Origin of the sequence: Klebsiella scottii, from assembly GCF_036561945.1 — a bacterium.
In the GTDB taxonomy this organism is placed as follows: domain Bacteria; phylum Pseudomonadota; class Gammaproteobacteria; order Enterobacterales; family Enterobacteriaceae; genus Klebsiella; species Klebsiella scottii.
Map to the genome: position 1 here is coordinate 2,951,099 of NZ_JARXNI010000020.1, position 20,140 is coordinate 2,971,238.

The 20,140-nt window shown below is 56.3% G+C and carries 20 protein-coding genes; 15 read left to right on the forward strand and 5 right to left on the reverse strand.

The genetic code is table 11. From position 1 onward, the window contains the following. Positions 1-23: 23 nt before the first annotated feature. From QFI97_RS21530 to egtB, 4 genes are all read left to right on the forward strand, one after another. Positions 24-1,148 carry an alkene reductase gene (locus QFI97_RS21530; RefSeq protein WP_346431953.1) on the forward strand — a complete coding sequence of 375 codons (1,125 nt, stop codon included), beginning with the start codon at positions 24-26 and terminating at the stop codon, positions 1,146-1,148. A gap of 107 nt (positions 1,149-1,255) precedes the next feature. Next, positions 1,256-1,564, forward strand: coding sequence for an ArsR/SmtB family transcription factor (locus QFI97_RS21535; protein WP_095094637.1), 309 nt, complete (start codon positions 1,256-1,258; stop codon positions 1,562-1,564). A 666-nt stretch (positions 1,565-2,230) separates the two neighbouring features. Then, positions 2,231-2,812: a DUF308 domain-containing protein gene (locus tag QFI97_RS21540; protein ID WP_331850653.1), complete on the forward strand. Its 582-nt coding sequence runs from the start codon at positions 2,231-2,233 to the stop codon at positions 2,810-2,812. Positions 2,813-2,894: 82 nt separating this feature from the next. Continuing rightward, positions 2,895-5,042, forward strand: a complete 2,148-nt coding sequence (gene egtB, locus QFI97_RS21545; protein WP_346431954.1) for an ergothioneine biosynthesis protein EgtB — start codon at positions 2,895-2,897, stop codon at positions 5,040-5,042. Between the two features lie 113 nt (positions 5,043-5,155). Here egtB and QFI97_RS21550 read toward each other — a convergent pair whose 3' ends face one another. Further along, entirely contained in the window at positions 5,156-6,325 is a 1,170-nt protein-coding gene (locus tag QFI97_RS21550) for a MalY/PatB family protein (protein WP_346431955.1), read from the reverse strand. Positions 6,326-6,667: 342 nt separating this feature from the next. Here QFI97_RS21550 and acuI point away from each other — a divergent pair, with 342 nt between their 5' ends. Next, positions 6,668-7,651 carry an acrylyl-CoA reductase (NADPH) gene (gene acuI / locus QFI97_RS21555; protein WP_095097952.1) on the forward strand — a complete coding sequence of 328 codons (984 nt, stop codon included), beginning with the start codon at positions 6,668-6,670 and terminating at the stop codon, positions 7,649-7,651. An 80-nt stretch (positions 7,652-7,731) separates the two neighbouring features. On the opposite strand, the gene acuR is transcribed toward acuI, so the two are convergent. Then, positions 7,732-8,394 carry an acrylate utilization transcriptional regulator AcuR gene (gene acuR, locus QFI97_RS21560; RefSeq protein WP_346431956.1) on the reverse strand — a complete coding sequence of 221 codons (663 nt, stop codon included), beginning with the start codon at positions 8,392-8,394 and terminating at the stop codon, positions 7,732-7,734. A 286-nt stretch (positions 8,395-8,680) separates the two neighbouring features. Between acuR and QFI97_RS23625 the strand changes: the two genes are divergently transcribed. Beyond that, positions 8,681-8,755, forward strand: coding sequence for a hypothetical protein (locus QFI97_RS23625; RefSeq protein ID WP_487333643.1), 75 nt, complete (start codon positions 8,681-8,683; stop codon positions 8,753-8,755). A 55-nt stretch (positions 8,756-8,810) separates the two neighbouring features. After that, entirely contained in the window at positions 8,811-9,434 is a 624-nt protein-coding gene (locus QFI97_RS21565) for a nucleotidyltransferase domain-containing protein (RefSeq protein WP_346431957.1), read from the forward strand. A 119-nt stretch (positions 9,435-9,553) separates the two neighbouring features. Here QFI97_RS21565 and QFI97_RS21570 read toward each other — a convergent pair whose 3' ends face one another. Then, positions 9,554-10,726: an MFS transporter gene (locus QFI97_RS21570; protein ID WP_346431958.1), complete on the reverse strand. Its 1,173-nt coding sequence runs from the start codon at positions 10,724-10,726 to the stop codon at positions 9,554-9,556. Next, positions 10,723-11,916, reverse strand: coding sequence for a serine hydrolase domain-containing protein (locus QFI97_RS21575; protein ID WP_346431959.1), 1,194 nt, complete (start codon positions 11,914-11,916; stop codon positions 10,723-10,725). Before QFI97_RS21575 ends, QFI97_RS21570 begins: the two co-directional genes overlap by 4 nt. A 116-nt stretch (positions 11,917-12,032) precedes the next feature. Here QFI97_RS21575 and QFI97_RS21580 point away from each other — a divergent pair, with 116 nt between their 5' ends. Next, entirely contained in the window at positions 12,033-12,950 is a 918-nt protein-coding gene (locus QFI97_RS21580; protein ID WP_331850661.1) for a LysR family transcriptional regulator, read from the forward strand. A gap of 194 nt (positions 12,951-13,144) precedes the next feature. On the opposite strand, the gene QFI97_RS21585 is transcribed toward QFI97_RS21580, so the two are convergent. Further along, positions 13,145-13,339 carry a hypothetical protein gene (locus QFI97_RS21585; protein ID WP_346431960.1) on the reverse strand — a complete coding sequence of 65 codons (195 nt, stop codon included), beginning with the start codon at positions 13,337-13,339 and terminating at the stop codon, positions 13,145-13,147. Positions 13,340-13,687: 348 nt separating this feature from the next. Here QFI97_RS21585 and QFI97_RS21590 point away from each other — a divergent pair, with 348 nt between their 5' ends. The 7 genes from QFI97_RS21590 to QFI97_RS21620 all read left to right on the forward strand — a co-directional run bounded on the left by QFI97_RS21590 (position 13,688) and on the right by QFI97_RS21620 (position 20,136). Further along, positions 13,688-14,035: a PTS lactose/cellobiose transporter subunit IIA gene (locus QFI97_RS21590; RefSeq protein WP_331850662.1), complete on the forward strand. Its 348-nt coding sequence runs from the start codon at positions 13,688-13,690 to the stop codon at positions 14,033-14,035. A 52-nt stretch (positions 14,036-14,087) separates the two neighbouring features. Beyond that, on the forward strand, positions 14,088-14,345 hold the full coding sequence (locus QFI97_RS21595) for an HPr family phosphocarrier protein (RefSeq protein ID WP_095094619.1): 258 nt from the start codon (positions 14,088-14,090) through the stop codon (positions 14,343-14,345). A gap of 20 nt (positions 14,346-14,365) precedes the next feature. Further along, positions 14,366-16,000 carry a phosphoenolpyruvate--protein phosphotransferase gene (ptsP, locus tag QFI97_RS21600; protein ID WP_346431961.1) on the forward strand — a complete coding sequence of 545 codons (1,635 nt, stop codon included), beginning with the start codon at positions 14,366-14,368 and terminating at the stop codon, positions 15,998-16,000. Between the two features lie 163 nt (positions 16,001-16,163). Continuing rightward, positions 16,164-16,481: a PTS sugar transporter subunit IIB gene (locus QFI97_RS21605; RefSeq protein WP_095097948.1), complete on the forward strand. Its 318-nt coding sequence runs from the start codon at positions 16,164-16,166 to the stop codon at positions 16,479-16,481. A gap of 16 nt (positions 16,482-16,497) precedes the next feature. Then, positions 16,498-17,718 carry a PTS sugar transporter subunit IIC gene (locus QFI97_RS21610; protein ID WP_095094615.1) on the forward strand — a complete coding sequence of 407 codons (1,221 nt, stop codon included), beginning with the start codon at positions 16,498-16,500 and terminating at the stop codon, positions 17,716-17,718. A gap of 67 nt (positions 17,719-17,785) precedes the next feature. Beyond that, positions 17,786-19,228 (forward strand): glycoside hydrolase family 1 protein, encoded by a 1,443-nt coding sequence (locus tag QFI97_RS21615; RefSeq protein WP_331850664.1) that lies wholly within the window; start codon positions 17,786-17,788, stop codon positions 19,226-19,228. Continuing rightward, positions 19,225-20,136 (forward strand): DMT family transporter, encoded by a 912-nt coding sequence (locus QFI97_RS21620; RefSeq protein WP_346431962.1) that lies wholly within the window; start codon positions 19,225-19,227, stop codon positions 20,134-20,136. The genes QFI97_RS21615 and QFI97_RS21620 overlap by 4 nt, the downstream gene beginning before the upstream one ends. Positions 20,137-20,140: the final 4 nt, after the last annotated feature.

A 20,140-nucleotide genomic window follows, 5' to 3' on the forward strand; every position in this document is an offset into this window, starting at 1 on the left:
ATTTCTATATATCGAGGTATTTAATGAAATCGAATAGCCTTTTCACCAGCGCCAGGATTGGCCATTTTACGCTGAAAAACCGCGTCGTCCTGCCGCCGTTGACCCGCTCACGCAGCTCGCAGCCGGGCGATATCCCCAATGAGCTGATGGCTGAATACTATGCCCAGCGAAGCGGAGCGGGCTTTATGGTGACTGAAGGGACGCAGATTGAGCCTCGCGGACAGGGCTATGCGTGGACTCCGGGGATCTACAACGCCGCGCAGGTAGAGGGCTGGCGGAAAGTTACCGACGCCGTACACGCCAGAGGAGGGATTATTTTTGCCCAGCTGTGGCACGTCGGGCGGATATCCCATACGTCCCTGCAGCCAGGAGGTGCAGCCCCCGTCGCACCTTCCGCGATTCCCGCCGGTAATAACGTTAAAGTGTTCATCGAAACCGGGCCTGGAACCGGCACCCTGGCCGTCGCGTCGATGCCGCGCGCCCTCGAAACCGCCGAGGTAAAGGAGATTGTCCGCATGTATGCCCGCGCCGCGCAAAATGCGCTGAACGCCGGTTTTGATGGGGTAGAAATCCACTGCGCAAATGGCTATCTGGTTAACCAGTTCATGTCCATTCATAGCAACAAACGCGATGATGAGTACGGCGGTTCGCTGCAGAATCGCCTGCGATTTCTGCGTGAAGTGGTTGAAGCGGTGGCAAACGTGGTCGGTAAAGATCGCGTAGGAGTGCGTTTTGCTCCTCTGTTTGCCAGCACCAATGAAGAGCGCGTATATCTCGGGCTTGTGGAGGACAATCCGCACGAAACCTACACTGAAGCGATTAAAATTCTTCAGGAAATCGGCATCGCCTACCTTTCCCTCGCTGAGGCCGACTGGGATAACGCGCCTGAATTGCCGGAATCGTTCTACCAGCAGGTGCGCAGCATTTTCAGCGGCACCATAATGTATGCCGGTCGTTATACAAAAGAGCGTGCTGAGCGGATCCTGAATGCCGGCTGGGGAGACATTTTTGGGTTTGGCCGCCCCTTCATCGCGAATCCTGATTTACCAGCCCGGCTGGCAAATAGCTGGGCGCTCAATGAAGTCGATCCTTCCACTATGTATGGCGGCTCAGCAAAAGGTTATACCGACTATCCTCTTTACAAATGATCAGTTGGTAAAACATCATCTCTGCCGCCCAGGCAGAGATGATGCATATCATATCTAAGTATTGTAATATTGGGATATGACAACTTATCTACAGGAGCTTAGCGAGAATGTCTGAAATCAAACTAAATGAGGTTCTGAAAGCGCTAAGCAATCCAGTGCGAAAAGAAATTCTCCAGTGGCTTAAAGAACCTAAAAAACATTTTCATCAGCCAGATGCTGATGCAGATGAGGTTGGCGTGTGCGTAAGCATTATCCAGGAAAAGGTGGGATTGTCGCAGTCTACCGTATCGCTTTATCTTGCCGCCCTGCAGCGAGCGCAGCTTGTCACATCCCGGCGCATCGGCCCCTGGACATACTACAAGCGTGATAATGAGAAAATCGCAGAGTTTTTCCAGCTGCTGAAAAAAGAGATCTGAATCGCCGGCTGATTAAGAAGATCCTGCCCCACATCACGCCAAATGGCCGGCCAAATTAATGCCTGTACGCCAGCGGCATGGCCGCGCACGCAATCGTCAGCGCGTTCGATGTCCCACCTACGCTGATATCTAAAGTCACCGACGCCATAAAAAGCCGCTCAATGGATGGCAAACCGGCAGCCAGATGGCCTATATCCTGTGGTTTATATGGCATGTGTTGTCTCAGAATCGCAGCGTCATCAGCAAGGAAACGTTCCTGGCTGGAGGGATATTCTCACACGGTCCGCGGTCAGGCTGCGGATCGGTTTTTCTAGGACCGGAAAAGCTTAACAGGCCGGCTTAAAGCCCACGATTGCGCCTAAAAGCAGAGTGTTTATCACCTGAATACTTGTTAAAGTTCGCATAAACCCTGCCATAGCTATCACTCCCTCGCGCCAGCCCCCACGGTTATGCAAGATAACACATTGACCACCTACCTACTAGTAGGTTAATGTCTGTTCACTTGAGCAGAAACATCATTAGACGAACCGTCTCATCCAGCCGTCACTTTGCTGCCCTGTACTCAAGTCAGTCCCCGCGCGTATGGCAGGGACACAACCACCCTTACATTCTACCTACTAATAGGTCGTTAACGGTTTTGATGGCCTGACGACCGGGAGAACTGACATGCCAAATACCGCTGCCACCGCTAATCGGTCGCTGAACCAATGGCTCCAGACCTACTACTTCCTGCGCACCGGGGTGTCGATTGTCTGGATCGCTCTTGCCGCTTTCGTCGGCAAGCACAATCCCGCCGTCGGTGCGGCCCTGCTGATCCTGTATCCGGCCTGGGACGCCTTTGCTAACTATCTGGACGCGCGCAGAAGCGGCGGCCTGAGCGCGAATCCATCGCAAAAGTTCAACTTCATCGTCAGCATCATCATCGCCCTCGCCGTCTGCGGAGCGCTTACCGTCGGCATGCCTATGGTGATTACGGTGTTCGGCGCCTGGGCGATCTTCTCCGGCCTGCTGCAGCTGGCTACGGGCGTGCGGCGCTGGAAAACGACGAGCGGCCAATGGCCGATGATCCTCAGCGGCGCCCAGTCCGCGCTCGCCGGCGCTTTCATGTTCAAGCAGGCTCATAGCGGCATGGCGCTGGACGTGACCACGGTTGCTCCCTATGCGGCCTTCGGCGCGTTCTACTTCCTCGTCTCTGCGATCTGGCTGACCGTCAAGAATGTCCGCCAGCGCGCCGTGCTCGCCGACTGATCGGTTCTACCCGTTGGACAGCGGCATCGCCTGAGCCAGGGCGACATGACTCCCTGTCTTTGGACGTTCAGGAATGACCCAAATGAGACAACTTTGCAATGCCCCCGTCCCCGTCGACAACGGGGACCATTTTTATCAGCTATATCGCCGGGTGCGTGCCAGGAGCGAGGCTTTGGCCGCGCCGTTGAGCCCCGAGGATCAGGTGGTACAATCGATGCCCGATGCCAGCCCGACCAAATGGCACCTGGGCCACACCAGCTGGTTCTTCGAGACCTTTCTGCTGTTGCCGCACCTGGCGGACTACGTCGCATTCGACCCGTCCTTCGGCTATCTGTTCAACTCCTACTACGAGGCCGTGGGGCCGCGCCAGCCCCGCCCCGAACGAGGCCTTATTACCCGCCCTTCTGTCCGCGATGTGCTGGGCTACCGGGCCTACGTCGATGCGGGTATGGCGCGCCTGCTGCGCTCGATTTCCCCGGCCCTGGTACCGCTGATTGAGCTGGGTCTGGCGCACGAGGAGCAGCACCAGGAGCTTATTCTGATGGATGTGCTGCACCTGTTCTCACGTTCGCCGCTCACTCCGGCCTATCGGCCGGGGCCAGCGCGAACGTATCCACCCGCCGCCCCGCTGAAATGGTGCCGGGTCGAGGGAGGGATCGTCGAGATTGGCGCCGTCGGGAACAGCTTTGCCTTCGACAATGAGACCCCGCGTCATAAGATCTATCTGCAGCCCTACGCGCTGGCCGACCGCCTGGTGACGAACGGAGAGTGGATGGCTTTCATCGCCGATGGCGGATACCGCCGGCCGGAGCTCTGGCTGGCCAGTGGCTGGGCTACGGTACAGGCCGAGGGCTGGCAGGCGCCGCTATACTGGCGTCGCGAATCCGATGGCTGGTCTGAGTTTGGCCTGCAAGGACGAGCTCCTGTCGATCCCGGCGCGCCGGTCCTGCACGTCAGCTACTACGAAGCGGTTGCCTACGCCGAATGGGCGGGCGCACGCCTGCCGACCGAGGCGGAATGGGAGCATGCGGCGGTGACCGCCGCGGGCCTGCGCGATCTGTATACCGAAGCCTGGCAATGGACCCGCAGCGCTTACGACGCCTACCCGGGCTTCCATCCGCAGCCCGGAACCGTCGGTGAGTACAACGGCAAGTTCATGGTCGGGCAGATGAGCCTGCGCGGCGGCTCGTCGATCACGCCCCCCGGCCATACGCGCGCGACCTATCGCAATTTTTTCCCGCCAGAGGCGCGGTGGATGTTCAGCGGCGTGCGGCTTGCCGGGGACGCCGCCGGGGAGAACGCGCGACTGCCGTCGGCTTTTGCCGAGGACGTGCTCGCAGGGCTTGCGCGACCGGACAAGTACCTCCTGCCGAAATATTTCTATGACGATGCGGGTTCGCGTCTGTTCGAAGCCATCTGCCAGACTTCCGAGTACTACCCAACGCGAACCGAGCTTGCGCTGCTGCGCGCGGCCGCTGCCGAAATAGCCGACCGCATTGCCGATGACGCGGTGCTGGTCGAGTTCGGCAGCGGCGCGAGCCTGAAGACCCGCGTGCTGCTTGACGCCGCGCCTCGGCTCGCTGCCTACGTGCCGGTGGACATCAGCGTAGATGCGCTGGAGCGGGCCGCGGCGGCGATCCGCGACGACTATCCCGGCCTGGCGGTTTGCCCGCTGGCGGAGGACTTCACCTCCGCGCTGTCCTTGCCTCCGGACGCTCACGGTCGTCCCCGCATCGGTTTCTTCCCCGGCTCGACCATCGGCAACTTCTCGCCCGGCGACACGGCTGCGTTTCTGAGCCGCGTGCGGCTGCTGCTCGGCGCCGGATCGCAGTTCCTGGTCGGCGTCGACCTGGTGAAAGATGAAGCGACTTTGCTTTCCGCCTACGACGACGCCGGCGGCGTCACCGCGGCGTTCAACCGGAATCTGCTGGCGCGGATCAATCGCGAACTGGGCGGCGACTTCGACCCTGACGCCTTCGAGCATCGTGCGGTGTGGAACGCCGCGGCGAGCCGGATGGAAATGTGGCTGGTCAGCCGGCGCGAACAGGAGGTACGCGTTCTCGACCGGGTCTTCCACTTCGCGGCGGGGGAAGCCCTGCACACGGAAAACTCGTATAAATTCACCCCCGCGGCCTTTACAACCCTGGTGGAACGCAAGGGCTGGACGATGGCCCGACGGTGGATCAGCCCGGACCCGCAGTTCGCTATTTTCTTGCTGTTTACTGCGTAATCGCGCGCCGGGCGTGGCTGACGTGAACGGGCAGGCCCGCAGGCTGGCAAAGGAACGATCCTGAGGCAAAACCCGGCACCGTTTTAATCCAGGGCCGGTCTGCGGTACCTGAGTCAGGAAAATGCGTTTTTGATTCGCGCAAGCCCTTTCTCCAGGGTTCCTCTGGGGCAGGCAAAATTGATACGCTCGAATCCCTCGCCTTCGTGACCGAACGATTCTCCCCATGTCAGGTTTACCTTAGCTTTTTCGAGGATGATGTTTCTGAGTGCCTCAGGAGTGAGGCGAAGCGCGGTGAAATCCAGCCAGGCGATATAACCGCCGTGCGGTCTGATCAGTTTTACCTGCGGCAGGTTGGTCTTCAGATAGCTATCCATAAAATCCAGATTGCCCTGGAGATAGCGGTTAAGGCAAATGAGCCATTCTCCTCCATAGCGATAAGCGGCTTCGGCTGCCGCAATGCTAAATACATTAGTCGCAAAATCAACGCCCATACCGACCCGGACTTGTTGCAGTTTCTGCCGCTTTACTTTGTCGGGGATGATGCCGATCGCATAGGTCAGCCCCTGCAGATTGAAGGCCTTGGACGGGGAGGTAAGCGTGATTGAATTAAGGCGACTAACCGAAGATAGACTGGCGTAGGGAACAAATACGGCATCGTCGTAGGTCAGATAGCCGTTGATTTCATCTGAAACCACCAGCACGCCGTACTTTTCACAGATCTCTGCGATAACGGATAACTCTGCTCTGCTGAACATCAGGCCGGTTGGGTTATGAGGATTCATAAGGAAAAACAGTCTGACGTTTTGTCTGACGAGGGTTTCCTCAAAGATACGCGGGTCAAAAATGTATCTGACGCCATCGAAAGCGAGCGCTTGCGCGACAATCTTTCGCCCTGCGCTTTCTATGACGCTAACCGCAGGATGAAAATGGGGAGCGTGGATGAGGATGTTATCTCCTGGCATCGTATATGCCTGAAGGCACAGAGCGAGCATGGCCCAGCTTCCGGGGCCGTCGGTCAGCCACTCTTTTTCAATTGTCCAGTGGTGACGATCGTTGAACCAACCGCTAATCGCCTGGTAGTAACCATCCGTTTTATACTCGTACGCATAGAGACCGCTTTTAGCTTTGTTTATTAATGCATTGCGAACGCAGGATGGGGACTGAAAATCCATATCAGCTATGCCAAACGAAATGACTTCAGCCTGCCGGGAACCTCCCCATTTGATTGATGGAGAATCGGCCCGGTTAATAATCGTATCAAAAATACCGTCTTCTTCTGCCATCGTTAACAGGCCCCGAGTTTACGCTGATTTTCCTAAGAGCATTAGCATAAAGGTACTACCGCCGCAACGGACGTGACGACGACCGGAGTGGAGGTCGTCCATCACCGTTCGGCGGTATCGGGTGCTCGCTTAGCCCTGAATGCCTCCCCTTTTCAGACACGACAAATCTGACCTCACGTTGATATTTATCAAGAACGCCTTCGATAAGGCGATGACAAGTCGAACAATTCTTGAATATCGGACAGCACAGGGATAGTAATGATGATTATTAGACGATCGGTCAATATTTTTTATATACTCCTGAATACCTGACTGTCATACAACCAGACACACGAGGTGAAAATGTTTAAATCATTATTAATCAATAAAGTAGAAAATCGCTACGCCGCACTATTTGCTGAAATAGCGGAAAGTGAGCTACCCGAGGGGGATGTGACCGTCAATGTCGACTACTCATCCATCAACTATAAAGATGCCCTGGCCATCACCGGACGCGGCCCTATCGTCCGCCATTTCCCGATGGTGCCGGGCATCGACTTCGCCGGTACGGTTTCCGCCAGCTCTCATCCCGACTATCAGGCTGGTGATAAGGTCCTCCTGACCGGCTGGGGCGTTGGCGAAAAACACTGGGGCGGACTTGCAGAGAAGGCCCAGGTTAATGGCGACTGGCTGACCCCTGTTCCGGCCGGGGTAAGCAGCAAACACGTCATGGCCATTGGGACCGCAGGCTTCACCGCGATGCTGTGCGTGGACGCGCTTCTCAATCATGGCGTTAAGCCTGAAGATGGCCCGATACTGGTTACCGGCGCCAGCGGAGGGGTAGGAAGCATCGCGGCGATGATCCTATCGTCTATGGGGTACCACGTTACGGCCTCTACCGGCCGTCCTGAAGAGGCGCCCTGGCTCTATAAAACGATAGGCGTAAACGACATTATTCATCGTGCAGAACTCTCAAACCCAGGCAAGCCGCTGCAAAAAGAACGCTGGGCGGCGGCCATTGATACCGTTGGTAGCCACACCCTCTGCAACGCCTGTGCCGGGGTACGATATGGCGGAATTGTTGCTGCCTGCGGTATGGCTCAGGGTATGGAGCTGATGGGCAACGTGGCGCCGTTTATCCTCCGCGGGATCACCTTAAAGGGCGTTGACAGCGTCATGTTCGCTAAAGAGAAAAGAGCGGGCATCTGGCTGAAAGCTTTACAACATTTACCGCTCGCTAAGCTGGAGAGCATGACCACCGTTTACCCTCTCAGTGAAGCAATCAATGTCGCTGAAAAGTTGCTTAATGGCGAAATCCGCGGGCGCGCGGTTATTCAGTGCAACTAAGGCCGCTGCCAATATATCCTGAGAGAAAAGCAGACGGATAGCTAAGTATCAAACTTTGCCAAGGGCTCGCTTCCGGGCCCTTAAACCAGCTTCTCACTGAATTCATTCTGCTCATGGCGATATCTGACGGAGATTTTAAAATAGTCCCAGAAGTCGTGAATGGGTTGCGTTGAACAATAAAGCTTCGCCCGCATCACGGCCCCTTCCCAACCGCTCCAGAAAATAGCCGCCAGCTGTTTTTCATTAACATCGGAGGTGATATCACCAGCTAATAGCGCATCGTAGAGACAGGAGGAAACGATGTTTTGCCAGCTATCTAAAATATCCTGAAGCTGCTTTATAAATGATGGCGGAAGCCCCGGGCTCTCCTGCATCATATTGCCAACAAGGCACCCTCTGGTGAATTCGTATTTTTTCATCCCCTCGCAGGCGTCGTTGATGAAGTTTTCCATGCGCTCCATCGGGGTACCGGATTTATTATGAAGATGTTTTTTTAGTTTGTGTTCAAAAAAACTGTCATATGCGCCCAGCACGGTTTGCACATATTCTTCTTTGCTTTGAAAGTAGTAATAAAATGAGCCTTTAGGGACATTTGCGTTCTTGACGATGGCATCGACGCCGGTAGAAAGAAAACCATTTTGCGTCAGAAGTTCGAGCCCGCTGCGGATCAAATCATTACGCGTATCTGAATATGTACTCTCCGTTTTCCGGGGCCTTCCCCGCCCGCGTGGCGCATCTGTCATATCTCATCTCCTGCATAAATAATCAAGCAAGCCTGTTTCTGTTCGCTAAGGCCAATGCCATTAGCGACCTGCCGTTTAGTTGCTGGCTGCTGGTACAGGGTTTCATGGAACAGGCGTACCATCACATATACCAACAGATACTACTTGATGCCGGTTGATGTCGGTAGAGTAAAGAAGAATTTCAACGCGCTAAAATCATCCAGCCAGCTGAACTTAAAAAATAAAAAAGACTTCTGTTACAACGCCATCCGGGCAAAAAACGGGAATTTATCAGGCCAGCACCACAATGAGGGATGATAAAACAGGGATTACTTTTCCTGTGATTGTCTTCACCGCTGCGGTAGTGTTTCTGACGGCGTAGCCGAGGCGGCGATCCGCCGTCAGCAAAGCCAAAGCTGGCCGATGACAACCAGATAATGAGAACCGATAGCATGAACGATCGACAGGTTGTACCGGACGAGGAAAAGTGGGAGCCCTGGAGCCCCGCCGAGCTATCTGGTCGGCTGAGCCGCGTATCGAGGCCCTGGTGCGTCGTTGGCGGCTGGGCTCTCGACCTGTGGCACGGGGAGAAGACGCGCGAGCATGAGGATCTCGAGTTCACGATCCTGCGCGAAGATCTGCGCATTTTCCGCGATGAGTTGCGCGATCTGGAATTTTACACCGTTAATGACGGTGTGCTCGAACGGCTGGCGGCCGACCGGGAACCGAAGGCGGAGATTGCCCAGATCTGGTGTTTCGATCGCCCCGCTGACCGCTGGCGGGCGGATATGATGATTGAGCCGGGAACGGATGAGCATTGGGTCTATAAGCGGGATCGGCAAATCACGCGCCCCCGCAGCGAAATGATCGCGCTGACCGCGGAAGGAGTCCCTTACCTCACCCCTTCTGCCGTGCTGCTGTTCAAGGCCAGATACCGCCGGACGAAGGACGAGGAAGATTTCGCGAAGGCCGCGCCGGGATTACTTCCGTCTGAGCGCTTATGGCTGCGGGATTGTCTCGATCGCCTGCACCCTGGCCACGCGTGGGCAAAAATGCTGTAACAGGCTGGATTTGCCTAATAGCGCTCAGCCGGTTGCGCCGAACCATGTAACGCTCACGCTGATGGCCGCGTGAGCGTTACGGCAAGGAAATAAGAAAGATGGCGCGGCTCCATCTGATCTCATCCCACTGACGCGGGAAAGCCGTGATATCTGGCCGACCAGGTCACCAGGAGCGTAGCCAGCAGTAGCACCAGGAGCGCAGGAGAGAATGCCCCTACGCCAAGACGATCTAACAGCACGCCGCCAACAATACCTCCGCTGGCAATCGCCGCGTTCCAGGCTGTAACCAGCATGGACTGCGCGATATCGGCAGCATCGCCGGCGGTTCTGGCCAGCGCGGTCTGGAACAAGGTCGCCGCGCCACCGAAAGCCAGCCCCCAGGTACCCACCGCCGCATAGACCGCGATGGGCTCGGTGCCGGCTATGCCCAGCATCAGCGCCGCAACGCCGAATAAGACCGTACTTGCCAGAGTCAGCACCCGCAGATACCGGTCGATCAGCACGCCGATGATCCAGATACCGGATACCGACGTAATACCAAAAACCAGCAGTACCAAATCCGTGCGCTCCACCATTCCCGCCGCCAGCAGAAACGGAGCAATGTAGGTGTAGAGGATGTTATGCGCGAGAACGAAGGCCAGCACGACGAACAGCACCGGGCGAATACCCGGCAGGGTGAACACGTGCCGCAGCGACAGGCGTTTGCCCACCGACTGCCCCGCGAAGTCCGGCACTTTCAGCCTCACCCAGCCCATCAGCAATAGCGCCATCAGGCTCATGATGCCAAAACAGATGCGCCAACCCAGCAGATTGCCAAGCAAAGTACCGGCAGGTACCCCCAGAGAAAGCGCCAGCGGCGTGCCCACCATCGCGATAGCAATGGCGCGGCCCTTCTGATGTTCTGGCACCATCCGCGCCGCATAGCCGGCCAGCAGAGCCCACAGTAGCCCAGCAGAAACGCCCGCCAGGAAGCGCGCCACTATCGTCAGCGCATAGCTGGCGGAAAGCGTCGTCACCGTGTTGGCGATAGCGAAGCCGGCGATGGCGGCCAGCAGCAGCGGCCGGCGACGGACCCCTTGCGTCGCGGCGGTCAGCGGAATGGCCGCCACCAGCGAACCGATGGCATAGATAGTGACCGTCTGGCCGACCCACGCCTCGGAGACGGCCAGGCCCTGCGCCATTTGGGGCAGCAGGCCGGCCGGCAGCGCTTCGGTCAGAATGGTGATGAAAGCCGCCATCGCAAGCGCCAGTAGCGATGCGACAGGCATGCGATCCTGAGGAGTCGAACTCATCGCTCAGCCTCCAGGGCACCGTAGACCGCATCGCGCAGATCGCTGACGAAACGGCCCGACATCCCTTCGTATAGGGTGTTGGTGAAAGCGACGACGCTAAGCCCCAGCGCCCGATCCACGAACCAGGAGTGGCCGTAGGCGCCTCCCCAACGCCAGGTGCCCTCCGACTCGGGCGAAGCGGCCAGCGTCCGATCGCGCAAGACCGAAAACCCCAGCCCAAAGCCGAATCCCGGCGCATTGGGCAGCTCCAGATCCCCCGTCCGATCGCGCGCCATTTCCGCAATCAATGCGTTGGGCAGAATCGCACCGCCGCCCTGACGCAGGGCTTCCAGCAGGCGCAGAAAGTCTTCGGCCGTGCCCGCCATGCCCGCGCCAGCCGAAGGGAATGCCTGCGGATCGAAGATGCGTGCAGGGCTGTAGCGAATGCCGACCGCCCCCTCGAAGGGCGAAACGGTTTCACCTTCCGCCAGCGGGTGCGGCTGAGGCTCATCACTCACGTAGGCGGTCGCTACGCGCTGCGCATCCGGCGCGACAAAACCGGTATCCGCCATGCCCAACGGGCCGGTCACGAGCTGGCGCACGGCTGCGTCAAGCGGTTCGCCATGCACTCGCTCGATCAAGGCGCCCAGCACATCGGTGGCCAGCGAATAACCCCAGCTCGTGCCTGGTTCGTACAGCAGCGGCACGCTGGCGATACGGCGCAAGTTCTCCGCCAGGCTAATCCCGGACGCATCCATGCCGTCCGACACGCCGGCTTGCGCATAGGGCCCGTTGGCATCAGCCTCGAAGAATCGGTAGCCCAGCCCTGCCGTATGGCTTAGCAGCTGCCATACGGCGATCCGCGCAGGTTGGCCGTCGGCCAATCGTGGCCTGAACTCGGGCAACCAGCGATCGAGGCTGTCGTCCAGGCTGAGCCTGCCTTGCGCCACCAGCGCCAGCGCCGCCGTTGAGACAATAGGCTTGCTCACCGATGCCAGGCGGAAGAGCGCATCCGCGGTCATCATCCGACGACTTTCGCGATCGGCCCAGCCGGCGGCCTGGCGGTGAATAAGCGCGCCGTCGCGGGCCGCCAGGACCACGGCACCGACCAGACGCCGCTCGTCCAGCGCCTGTTGCACAACGGCCTGAATGCGGGCGGACAGAGGCGCAAGCGGGACGCCTGCCTGCAGCGAAAATGCGGGAACCGACATGGGAAATTCCTTTCATCAGTGAACATTCCCGCCATGATAGAAACGCAGCTATTAAAGAAAAAGTAGGGTACAGTTCCTTTCTTAGCGGAACTATTTGTCCGCAATGGAGGGGTGAAGTGGACAACCTTAACGGCTTCGTGGTGTTCGTGCGGGTCGCCGAGACGCGCAGCTTCGTCGCGGCCAGCCGGCTGCTGGGCGTATCGGCATCGGCCATCGGCAAAAGCGTGGCGAGGCTGGAAGAGAAGCTCGGCGTGCGTCTGTTTCATCGCAGCACCCGCAGCGTCACGCTGACGGCCGAGGGTACGCTGTTCCTGGAGCGCAGCCGCCGCATCCTTGCCGAGATTGAGGCCGCGGAACTGGAGCTGTCGCAGGCGACGGCTGCGCCGCGCGGCCGATTGCGGGTCAGCCTGCCTCTGGTCAGCTCGCTGGTGCTGCCGGTGCTCGGCGAGTTCATGCGCCAGTACCCGGCCATCGAGCTGGATCTCGACTTCACGGACCGGCTGGTCGATGTGATCGAAGAAGGTTTCGACGTGGTGGTGAGAACGGGAAACCCGACGGACTCGCGCCTGTCGGCGCGGAGGCTGGGCACCTTCCGCTCGATGCTGGTCGCCTCTCCCGATTACCTGGCGCGGCGAGGTATACCCAAAGTGCCTGCCGATCTGCTGGAGCACACCTGCCTGCACTACCGCTTTCCCAACAGCGGCAAGCTGGAGCCGTGGGCGCTACGGCAGGCGCCTGGAGACCCCGAGCTGCAGCTTCCCACCTCGATGATCTGCAACAACATCGAGACGCGGGTGTGCTTTGCTCTTCAAGGCCTGGGCATCGCCTATCTGCCGGAATTCTCGATCGGGGAAGCGCTGGCGGATGGACGCTTGTGCGCCATTCTGGCCGATCGCGTGGAACGCGCTGGCGTATTCCACGTGCTCTGGCCCGCCAGCAGGCATCCCTCGCCGAAAGTTCGGGCTATGGTCGATTTTCTGTGCGCTCGGGTGTTTCCGCCCTCCGCCAGCGGGCAGCCGACCCGGAGCAGATGATGAGCTTTCGGCGGCAGTGGACGGAAGGATACGAACCGCAAGCTCCCCCCTCCGGCATCGGTATGCCGGCCTTTTCCGATGCCTTCGCAAACGGGCGTGAATTAAACCACGGGCAATCTCCCCCTCAAAAGCGGCGGGAGTGAAACGCCATCGGCTCAGACTCATGTCCGCCCTTCTGCCGGTATCCGGCCATATTAGATATTGGTAGCGATAATATCTGCATACCTTAACTCATCACTCTTATTGGTTAAGGCAGTGATTTCATCGGTTTCAATGCTGAACACCGCTAATTTATTGCCAGGAACGGTAACGCTAAATAGCCTGGCAGGAATACTGCTCGAAAAACCACCTTGCATTCCATTCAATAGCGACAGGATCATCATGTCCATGCGGATATTAGCGTTAAGCGGCGATAGAAAAAGATCGGAGCAGCAGTCACCTACATACGATAGCCTAATAATGTGACACACTTCACAATTAAATTAAAATCGACTCAACCCAATTATAATAAATAGTAAAAAACACCACCACACTCAAAATTAAAAAAAACAAAAACAACAAGTTACAATATATAAGCCAAAAAAAGTAAAAGTCTTCCTTGCGGGTGGGAAATTATTTATTTGTTACTCACCGAAAGCCTGTGGTGAACTGCTCTTCAGCAAGAGTTCATTTTCTCTCTCCATCCGAAGCTAATAAACAACGGCAATAAAGAGATTAACTGCATAGTGAGATAACCAATGGATAAAACAGAACAGATTAATAGTACGGCAATGAATATTATTATGGATGCCGGCGATGCCCGCGCTTTAATTACCGATGCGCTCTCTGCCATTGAAAAAAACCAGTTTAGCCTCGCGGATGAAAAAATCACCCAGGCCCAGCAGAAAATAAAAACAGCCCACGGCAACCAGACCGATATTGTGCAGAGCGAAATCCACGGTGAAGTCTTCCCGCCATCTCTGCTATTTACCCACGCGCAGGATACGCTGATGACCATTAATAGCGAGCTGCTGATGAGCCGTCATCTGCTCAAAATCTTTCGCACCCTTGATAAGCGCATAGGCGAGCTGGAACCACGTAGATAGCGGTAAAAGCATGCGATAAAACTACCCGCCTCCCTTTTAACAGGAAACGTTAATGGAACAATTTCAATACACTATCCGCGACGATCTCGGCATCCACGCTCGCCCGGCGGGTCTGCTGGTGCGGCTGGCGCTGGGCTACAGCTCCACTCTGCATATTGCCAGGCAAGATCGGCAGGTCAGCCTGAAAAAAATCTTCACCGTAATGGGCCTGAACGTGAAGGTCGGCGATACGGTGACGATCAGCGCCAGCGGCGCGGATGAGCAGCAGGCGATCGCCGCGCTGCACGACTTTTTCCAGCAGCATCTTTGATTATCGCTTAAGGAAAGTTCATGCAGATCGTAGCAGGTAAAGCCGTTTCATCAGGTATCGCACGGGGGCAAATATGGTGCTACCGGCCAGCAAAATCGCACGTCAGCCCGGAGCCTATCGACAGCCCGCAGCAGGAACTGGAAAAACTGGAGCGCGCGTGCAGTACCGCGCTAATACAGCTGCAGGCGCTGGAGGATAAGGTCCGCGCGGAGAGCGGAGAAGAAACCGCCCAGCTGTTCGCAGCTCATCAGCTAATGCTGCTGGACGACGATTTCCAGCAGGAAATACGCGAGGCGATCGGCGAGCAAAAGCTCAACGCCGCCTGGGCCGTCGAGCAGGCCGGAGAGCTGTTTGCCAACCAGCTGGCCGCCATGGAAGATGCCTATTTCCAGGCGCGCGCCGCGGACGTGCGGGATGTCTCCGGGCGACTGGTTGCCATTCTCTGCGGCCATCAGGCCCCCGGGCTACGGCAGCCCGACGGAGAGGCAATTCTTCTTGCCGACGATCTGACCCCCAGCGAGACCGTACAGCTCGACAGGCAGCGCGTCGCCGGCATCGCCACCCGCCAGGGCTCAGCCAATTCCCATACCGCTATTCTGGCTCGCGCAATGGGGATCCCCGCGCTCGTCGGCCTGGATCTGGCGGAACTCCCCTCCGCATGGGACGGCCTGGAGGCGGTGATTGACGGCAATCGCGGCCGCCTCTGCCTGACGCCCGATGATGAAACGCGTCGGCGTTATAGTAAGGAGCTGGAACAGCAGGCCCGGCAGCGCGAGATTCTGCTCGCCGCCAAAGACGAACCGGCCATCACGCGCTGCGGACGCCGCATCGCGCTGTACGCGAATATCGGCTCAGCGCAGGAACTGGCGTCGGCCCTGGACAACGGAGCAGAAGGCATCGGCCTGTTTCGTAGCGAATTTCTCTACCTCGGGCGCCAGGATCTACCCGGCGAGGAGGAGCAGTTTGCCGCCTATCGCGCCGTTGCCGAAGGCATGAACGGCAAGAGGGTGATTATTCGTACGCTGGACCTCGGCGCGGATAAACAGACCGCAGCGCTGCGCCTGGAGAAAGAAGAAAATCCGGCGCTGGGCTGCCGGGCAATTCGCCTGTGCCTGTCGCAACCAGAACTGCTGATAACCCAGCTCCGCGCAATTTTACGGGCCAGCGCCTGGGGACGCATTGCCATTATGTTCCCGATGGTGGCGTCGCTTTGGGAAGTGCGGGCATTGAAAGATCTTTACCAGCAGTGTCGCCAGCAGCTGGATGCGGAAGGTGTCCCCTACCGGGCGGATATTGAGCTGGGGATAATGATCGAAACGCCCGCGGCCGCACTGACCGGCGACCTGTTAGCGCCTGAGGTGGATTTCTTTAGTATCGGCACCAACGATTTAACGCAGTACACCCTGGCGGTCGATCGCCAGAACCAGGCGCTTGCCCCCTACGGCGATCCGACGCACCCGGCGCTATTACGCCTGATCGAGCAGGTCTGCGCCCATGCGCATCAGCATGGAATATGGGTGGGCGTTTGCGGCGAACTGGCGGCAGACTTAGCGCTGAGCGAATATTTTATTCGTCTGGGTGTTGCTGAACTTTCAGTATCACCACCGGGACTATTGCCGTTAAAAAAAGCGATTCAGCAAATTATTTTGAAATAAAAACGTTCACTCCGCGTGATGGCGATCACTTATTTTCATCGCTGCCGGCGTAAGTAAATATTTTCACTTCGACAGTGAAATAGCATATTTGAATGCCGGCAATAATGATGACCATAATAAAATGACCCTACATCACAACACTTATATAAAGGTTTATACGCAAATGAAGAAATTAAACGTATTGCTGATTTGTGGCTCGGGAGCATCCAGCGGTTTTCTTGCCGCGAACATTCGCAAGGAAGCGGCAAAGCGCGGGCTCGACTGTAGCGTCGTTGCTCGTAGCGAAGCCGAAGTTGAAAGCTTTTTACAGGAAATCGACTGCCTGATGGTTGGGCCACACCTCAAATATTTAATTCCGGAACTGGAAGAAAAAGTGGCAACCATGAACATCAAAGTCATCTTAATGGATAAATCTTATTATTCACTGTTGGATGGCGCTAAAGCGCTGGATCATCTTCTTGGCGAATTAAAGAAAGGTTAAGCGAGGCATAACCGATATGCAAAAATTTATCGACTGGATGGAGGTGCATTTTGCACCGCCAATGAACAAGGTCAACCGCAATGTTTGGGTTTTAACGCTCAAAGACTCAATCATGCAGGTGCTGCCGATGATTCTGGTTGGCTCGCTGGTAACCGTTTTATCGATTCTGAAAAATTTTCTGCCGTGGTTCCCCAACCTATCGACAATATCCAGCTACACGATGGGGCTGCTTTCCGTATTTATTGCATTTTTGATTCCATTTAACTATATGGAAAAAAAGAAAATCAACAAAATGCGCTTAATTGCCGGTATGTCCGGAATTGCCCTGTTTATGATTATTGTCAAACTGCAGGAGGTTTCAGTCCTGCAATTTAAATACTTTGGCGCCGGCGGGATGTTTGTTTCTATTATTGCCGGGATCTATGTTGCCTTTATTATGGGGATTGCCGGCAGGTATTCATTCTTTAAACAAGACAGCGCGATTCCAGATTTTGTCAGGGTATGGTTTGATGCGATTATTCCAATCCTGGTGGTGACGGTGACCGGATGGCTGGCGGTATACGTACTGCAGCTGGATCTGTATCAAATATTACTTAATATTTTTATGCCGATCACCAGCTTCGCGCAGACGCTGCCAGGATTTTTACTGATTACCTTTTTAGGCGTATTTCTCTACTCGATGGGGATCAGCGGCTGGGTGCTGTTCCCTATAACCAAGCCTATTTTTCTCGCCGGTATTACCGCCAATATGGCAGCGGTGGCCGCCGGTGGGGTAGCCAAAAACATTGTGACGGCAGAAGTGCTCTATTCCGGGTGGGTAGCGATCGGTGGGATAGGCGCAACCCTACCGCTGGTGATTATGCTGGTCAGATCGAAATCTAAAAGATTGAAAGCGCTAGGGTCGGCATCGCTGGTTCCGGGAATATTTAATATTAATGAACCGGTTATTTTTGGCGCGGTAGCGTGGAACCCAATATTAATGGTCCCGCTGTGGCTCCAGGGCATTATTTTACCGCTAATTACCTATGTCGTTCTCGATATGGGAGTCGTCAATATCCCGGCCGCCGTCTTTGATATGTGGTACTGCCCGTTCCCTATTTCGACGTGGATTGTATCGCAAGATTTAAGCGGGCTGGTGCTGTTCGCCGTCGTGGCGACCGTCAGTACGTTGATCTGGTATCCCTTTTTCAAAATGTATGAAAAACAGCAGGTTGAATCAGAAGCTGCGGCATCCTGAAACCGTACTTTATACCCTGTTCCCGAGCAGCGGCCAGCCGGCCGCTTAATAAAAGGAGTGACCTATTTTGACCAGTAAACGCGTTCCTGATGGATTTCCCAATAACTTTCTCTGGGGCGGCGCGGTAGCCGCTAATCAATGTGAAGGAGCCTGGCAGGAGGATGGTAAAGGATGGTGTGTGGCGGATATTAATCTTTTTCGTAATGATGTTGCGCTCGAAAAAAAATACAACGAAGAGATCACGACCGAATATATCCGCAATGCGATGACGGATGACCAGGGCGTTTATCCAAAACGTAATGCCATCGATTTTTATCATACCTATAAAGAAGATTTGCAGCTGCTAGCCGCCACCGGCATGAATGCTTTCCGTACCTCGATTAACTGGTCGAGAATCTACCCTAACGGCGACGATCGGGTCGCAAACGAGGCCGGACTGCAGTTTTACGATAACCTGATCGATGAGATTATCGCCAACGGCATGGAGCCGGTAATCACCCTCTCCCACTATGAAATGCCGCTGCATCTGACTACCGCCTATAGCGGCTGGTATTCACGAGAGCTGGTTGATTTCTTCGTCCGCTACTGTGAGACGGTCTTTACCCGCTATCAGCACAAGGTGAAGTACTGGATTATTGTGAACCAGATAAACCTGATCGTTCATGAGTCATTCAACCACCTCGGGATTGCGGAAGATAAAGTAGCCAATCTTCATGAAGCAAAATATCAGGGAGTGCATAACGAGATGGTCGCCTGCGCAAAAGCTACCGAGATTGCGCGCCGCATCAACCCGGAATTTCGTATCGGCATGATGTTTGCCGACGGCATTAGCTACCCCGCGACCTGCAAGCCGGAAGACGTGCTGGCGACCGTGCGTCGCAATCAAATGGAGTATTTTTACGGCGATGTGCTGCTGCGGGGCCGCTATCCGGGATATGCGTTCCGCTATTTTGCAGAGCATAATATTCAGCTGCATTTCTATCCGGGCGACGAAGAGGCTTTACGCAATACGGCCGACTTTCTCGCTATCTCATATTACTACACCCGAATAAGCGACGCGCAGAGCGTGCTGAAGCATAAAACGTCCTACCCTAACCCAAACATTCAGGCCAGCGACTGGGGATGGGGCATCGATCCCATCGGCCTGCGCACCAAGCTCAACCTCTACTGGGATCGCTATCAGGTTCCCGTCATGATTGCCGAAAATGGGATTGGCGCATTCGACACGAAAGAAGAGAATGGCGAGGTTAACGACGACTATCGCATCGATTATATGAGCGCACATCTGGCGCAGGTGAAAGAAGCGGTCCGTGACGGCGTTGATGTCATTGGTTACTTCCCCTGGGGACCTATTGATATCGTCAGCTGTTCCTCCTCTGAGATGAGCAAACGCTACGGCTTTATCTATGTTGATTTAGACGATTACGGCCGGGGTAGCGCCGCGCGGAGTCCGAAGAAAAGCTATAGCTGGTATCAGCGGGCGATTGCCAGCCACGGTGAAGAGCTTTGATAGCATCAGAAAAACCCGCATTGCTGGCGCTGGGCGCCGGCATTTGCTGGGGTACGTCTGGCCTGGTAATGCGCCATCTTGGCGCCTATGGCTTCACGGCGGCCGAAATCGGTGCCCTGCGCCTGACGGTTGCCGCCGCAGCGGTGAGCATCATTGCGCTGCGCCGCCCCGGCGGAATGCATATCCGTCTGCGCCAGCTTCCCTCGCTGGCGATAATGGGCGCAGGATGCCTGTTTTTCTACTCGCTGTGCTACGTGCTGTCGGTACGGGAACTTTCGCTCTCGCTGACCGCGGTGCTGGTTTATACGTCTCCGGCCATCGTCATGCTGCTTTCAGTCCGGGTATTTCGTGAGCCGCTGACGCCGCGTAAAACGGTAGCGCTGGGGCTAACTTTAGGCGGGATCTGCCTTGCAGCCGGCGTCTCCCCCGCGGCTCAGCACTATTCCGCACGCGGGATCGGTTTTGGTCTTCTCGCCGCGCTGCTGTATGCGCTTTACGCCGTGCTGGCGAAAATAGAGGCGCGGCGCGGCAATCCGCTGACGATCACCGCCTGGTGTTTTATCTTCGGCACCGCGGCCGCACTGTGTGCGGTCGATATACCTCATGGACTTGCCATCCTGTACGCGGCGCCCGGGTCGGTGGTCTGGATAGCCGTTATCGGCATACTGAATACGGCGCTCCCCTATCTGCTTTATACTCAGGCGATCGGCCAGGGAGAAGCAGGCAAGGCGGCGATGATGGCCTCGATAGAACCGGTAGTGGCTACGCTGTCAGGAATGATATTTTTCCATGAAACGCTGGGGCTGTGGGCATGTTTGGGTATGCTGCTGACGATCGCCGGGCTCACGGTGATGAACCGCTCGCCGCGGCGGAAAGACGCCCTGTCGGCAGGCTCAGATCCGCGCTGAAACG

Coding starts and splice junctions, on each gene's coding strand:
- QFI97_RS21530 (WP_346431953.1), top strand. CDS start 24: ATGAAATCGAATAGCCTTTTCACCAGCGCCAGGATTGGCCATTTTACG.
- QFI97_RS21570 (WP_346431958.1), bottom strand. CDS start 10,726: ATGAGTTCGACTCCTCAGGATCGCATGCCTGTCGCATCGCTACTGGCG.
- QFI97_RS21535 (WP_095094637.1), top strand. CDS start 1,256: ATGTCTGAAATCAAACTAAATGAGGTTCTGAAAGCGCTAAGCAATCCA.
- QFI97_RS21605 (WP_095097948.1), top strand. CDS start 16,164: ATGAAGAAATTAAACGTATTGCTGATTTGTGGCTCGGGAGCATCCAGC.
- QFI97_RS21610 (WP_095094615.1), top strand. CDS start 16,498: ATGCAAAAATTTATCGACTGGATGGAGGTGCATTTTGCACCGCCAATG.
- ptsP (WP_346431961.1), top strand. CDS start 14,366: ATGCAGATCGTAGCAGGTAAAGCCGTTTCATCAGGTATCGCACGGGGG.
- QFI97_RS21565 (WP_346431957.1), top strand. CDS start 8,811: ATGAGAACCGATAGCATGAACGATCGACAGGTTGTACCGGACGAGGAA.
- QFI97_RS21590 (WP_331850662.1), top strand. CDS start 13,688: ATGGATAAAACAGAACAGATTAATAGTACGGCAATGAATATTATTATG.
- QFI97_RS21540 (WP_331850653.1), top strand. CDS start 2,231: ATGCCAAATACCGCTGCCACCGCTAATCGGTCGCTGAACCAATGGCTC.
- egtB (WP_346431954.1), top strand. CDS start 2,895: ATGAGACAACTTTGCAATGCCCCCGTCCCCGTCGACAACGGGGACCAT.
- QFI97_RS21585 (WP_346431960.1), bottom strand. CDS start 13,339: ATGGACATGATGATCCTGTCGCTATTGAATGGAATGCAAGGTGGTTTT.
- acuR (WP_346431956.1), bottom strand. CDS start 8,394: ATGACAGATGCGCCACGCGGGCGGGGAAGGCCCCGGAAAACGGAGAGT.
- QFI97_RS21550 (WP_346431955.1), bottom strand. CDS start 6,325: ATGGCAGAAGAAGACGGTATTTTTGATACGATTATTAACCGGGCCGAT.
- acuI (WP_095097952.1), top strand. CDS start 6,668: ATGTTTAAATCATTATTAATCAATAAAGTAGAAAATCGCTACGCCGCA.
- QFI97_RS21575 (WP_346431959.1), bottom strand. CDS start 11,916: ATGTCGGTTCCCGCATTTTCGCTGCAGGCAGGCGTCCCGCTTGCGCCT.
- QFI97_RS21595 (WP_095094619.1), top strand. CDS start 14,088: ATGGAACAATTTCAATACACTATCCGCGACGATCTCGGCATCCACGCT.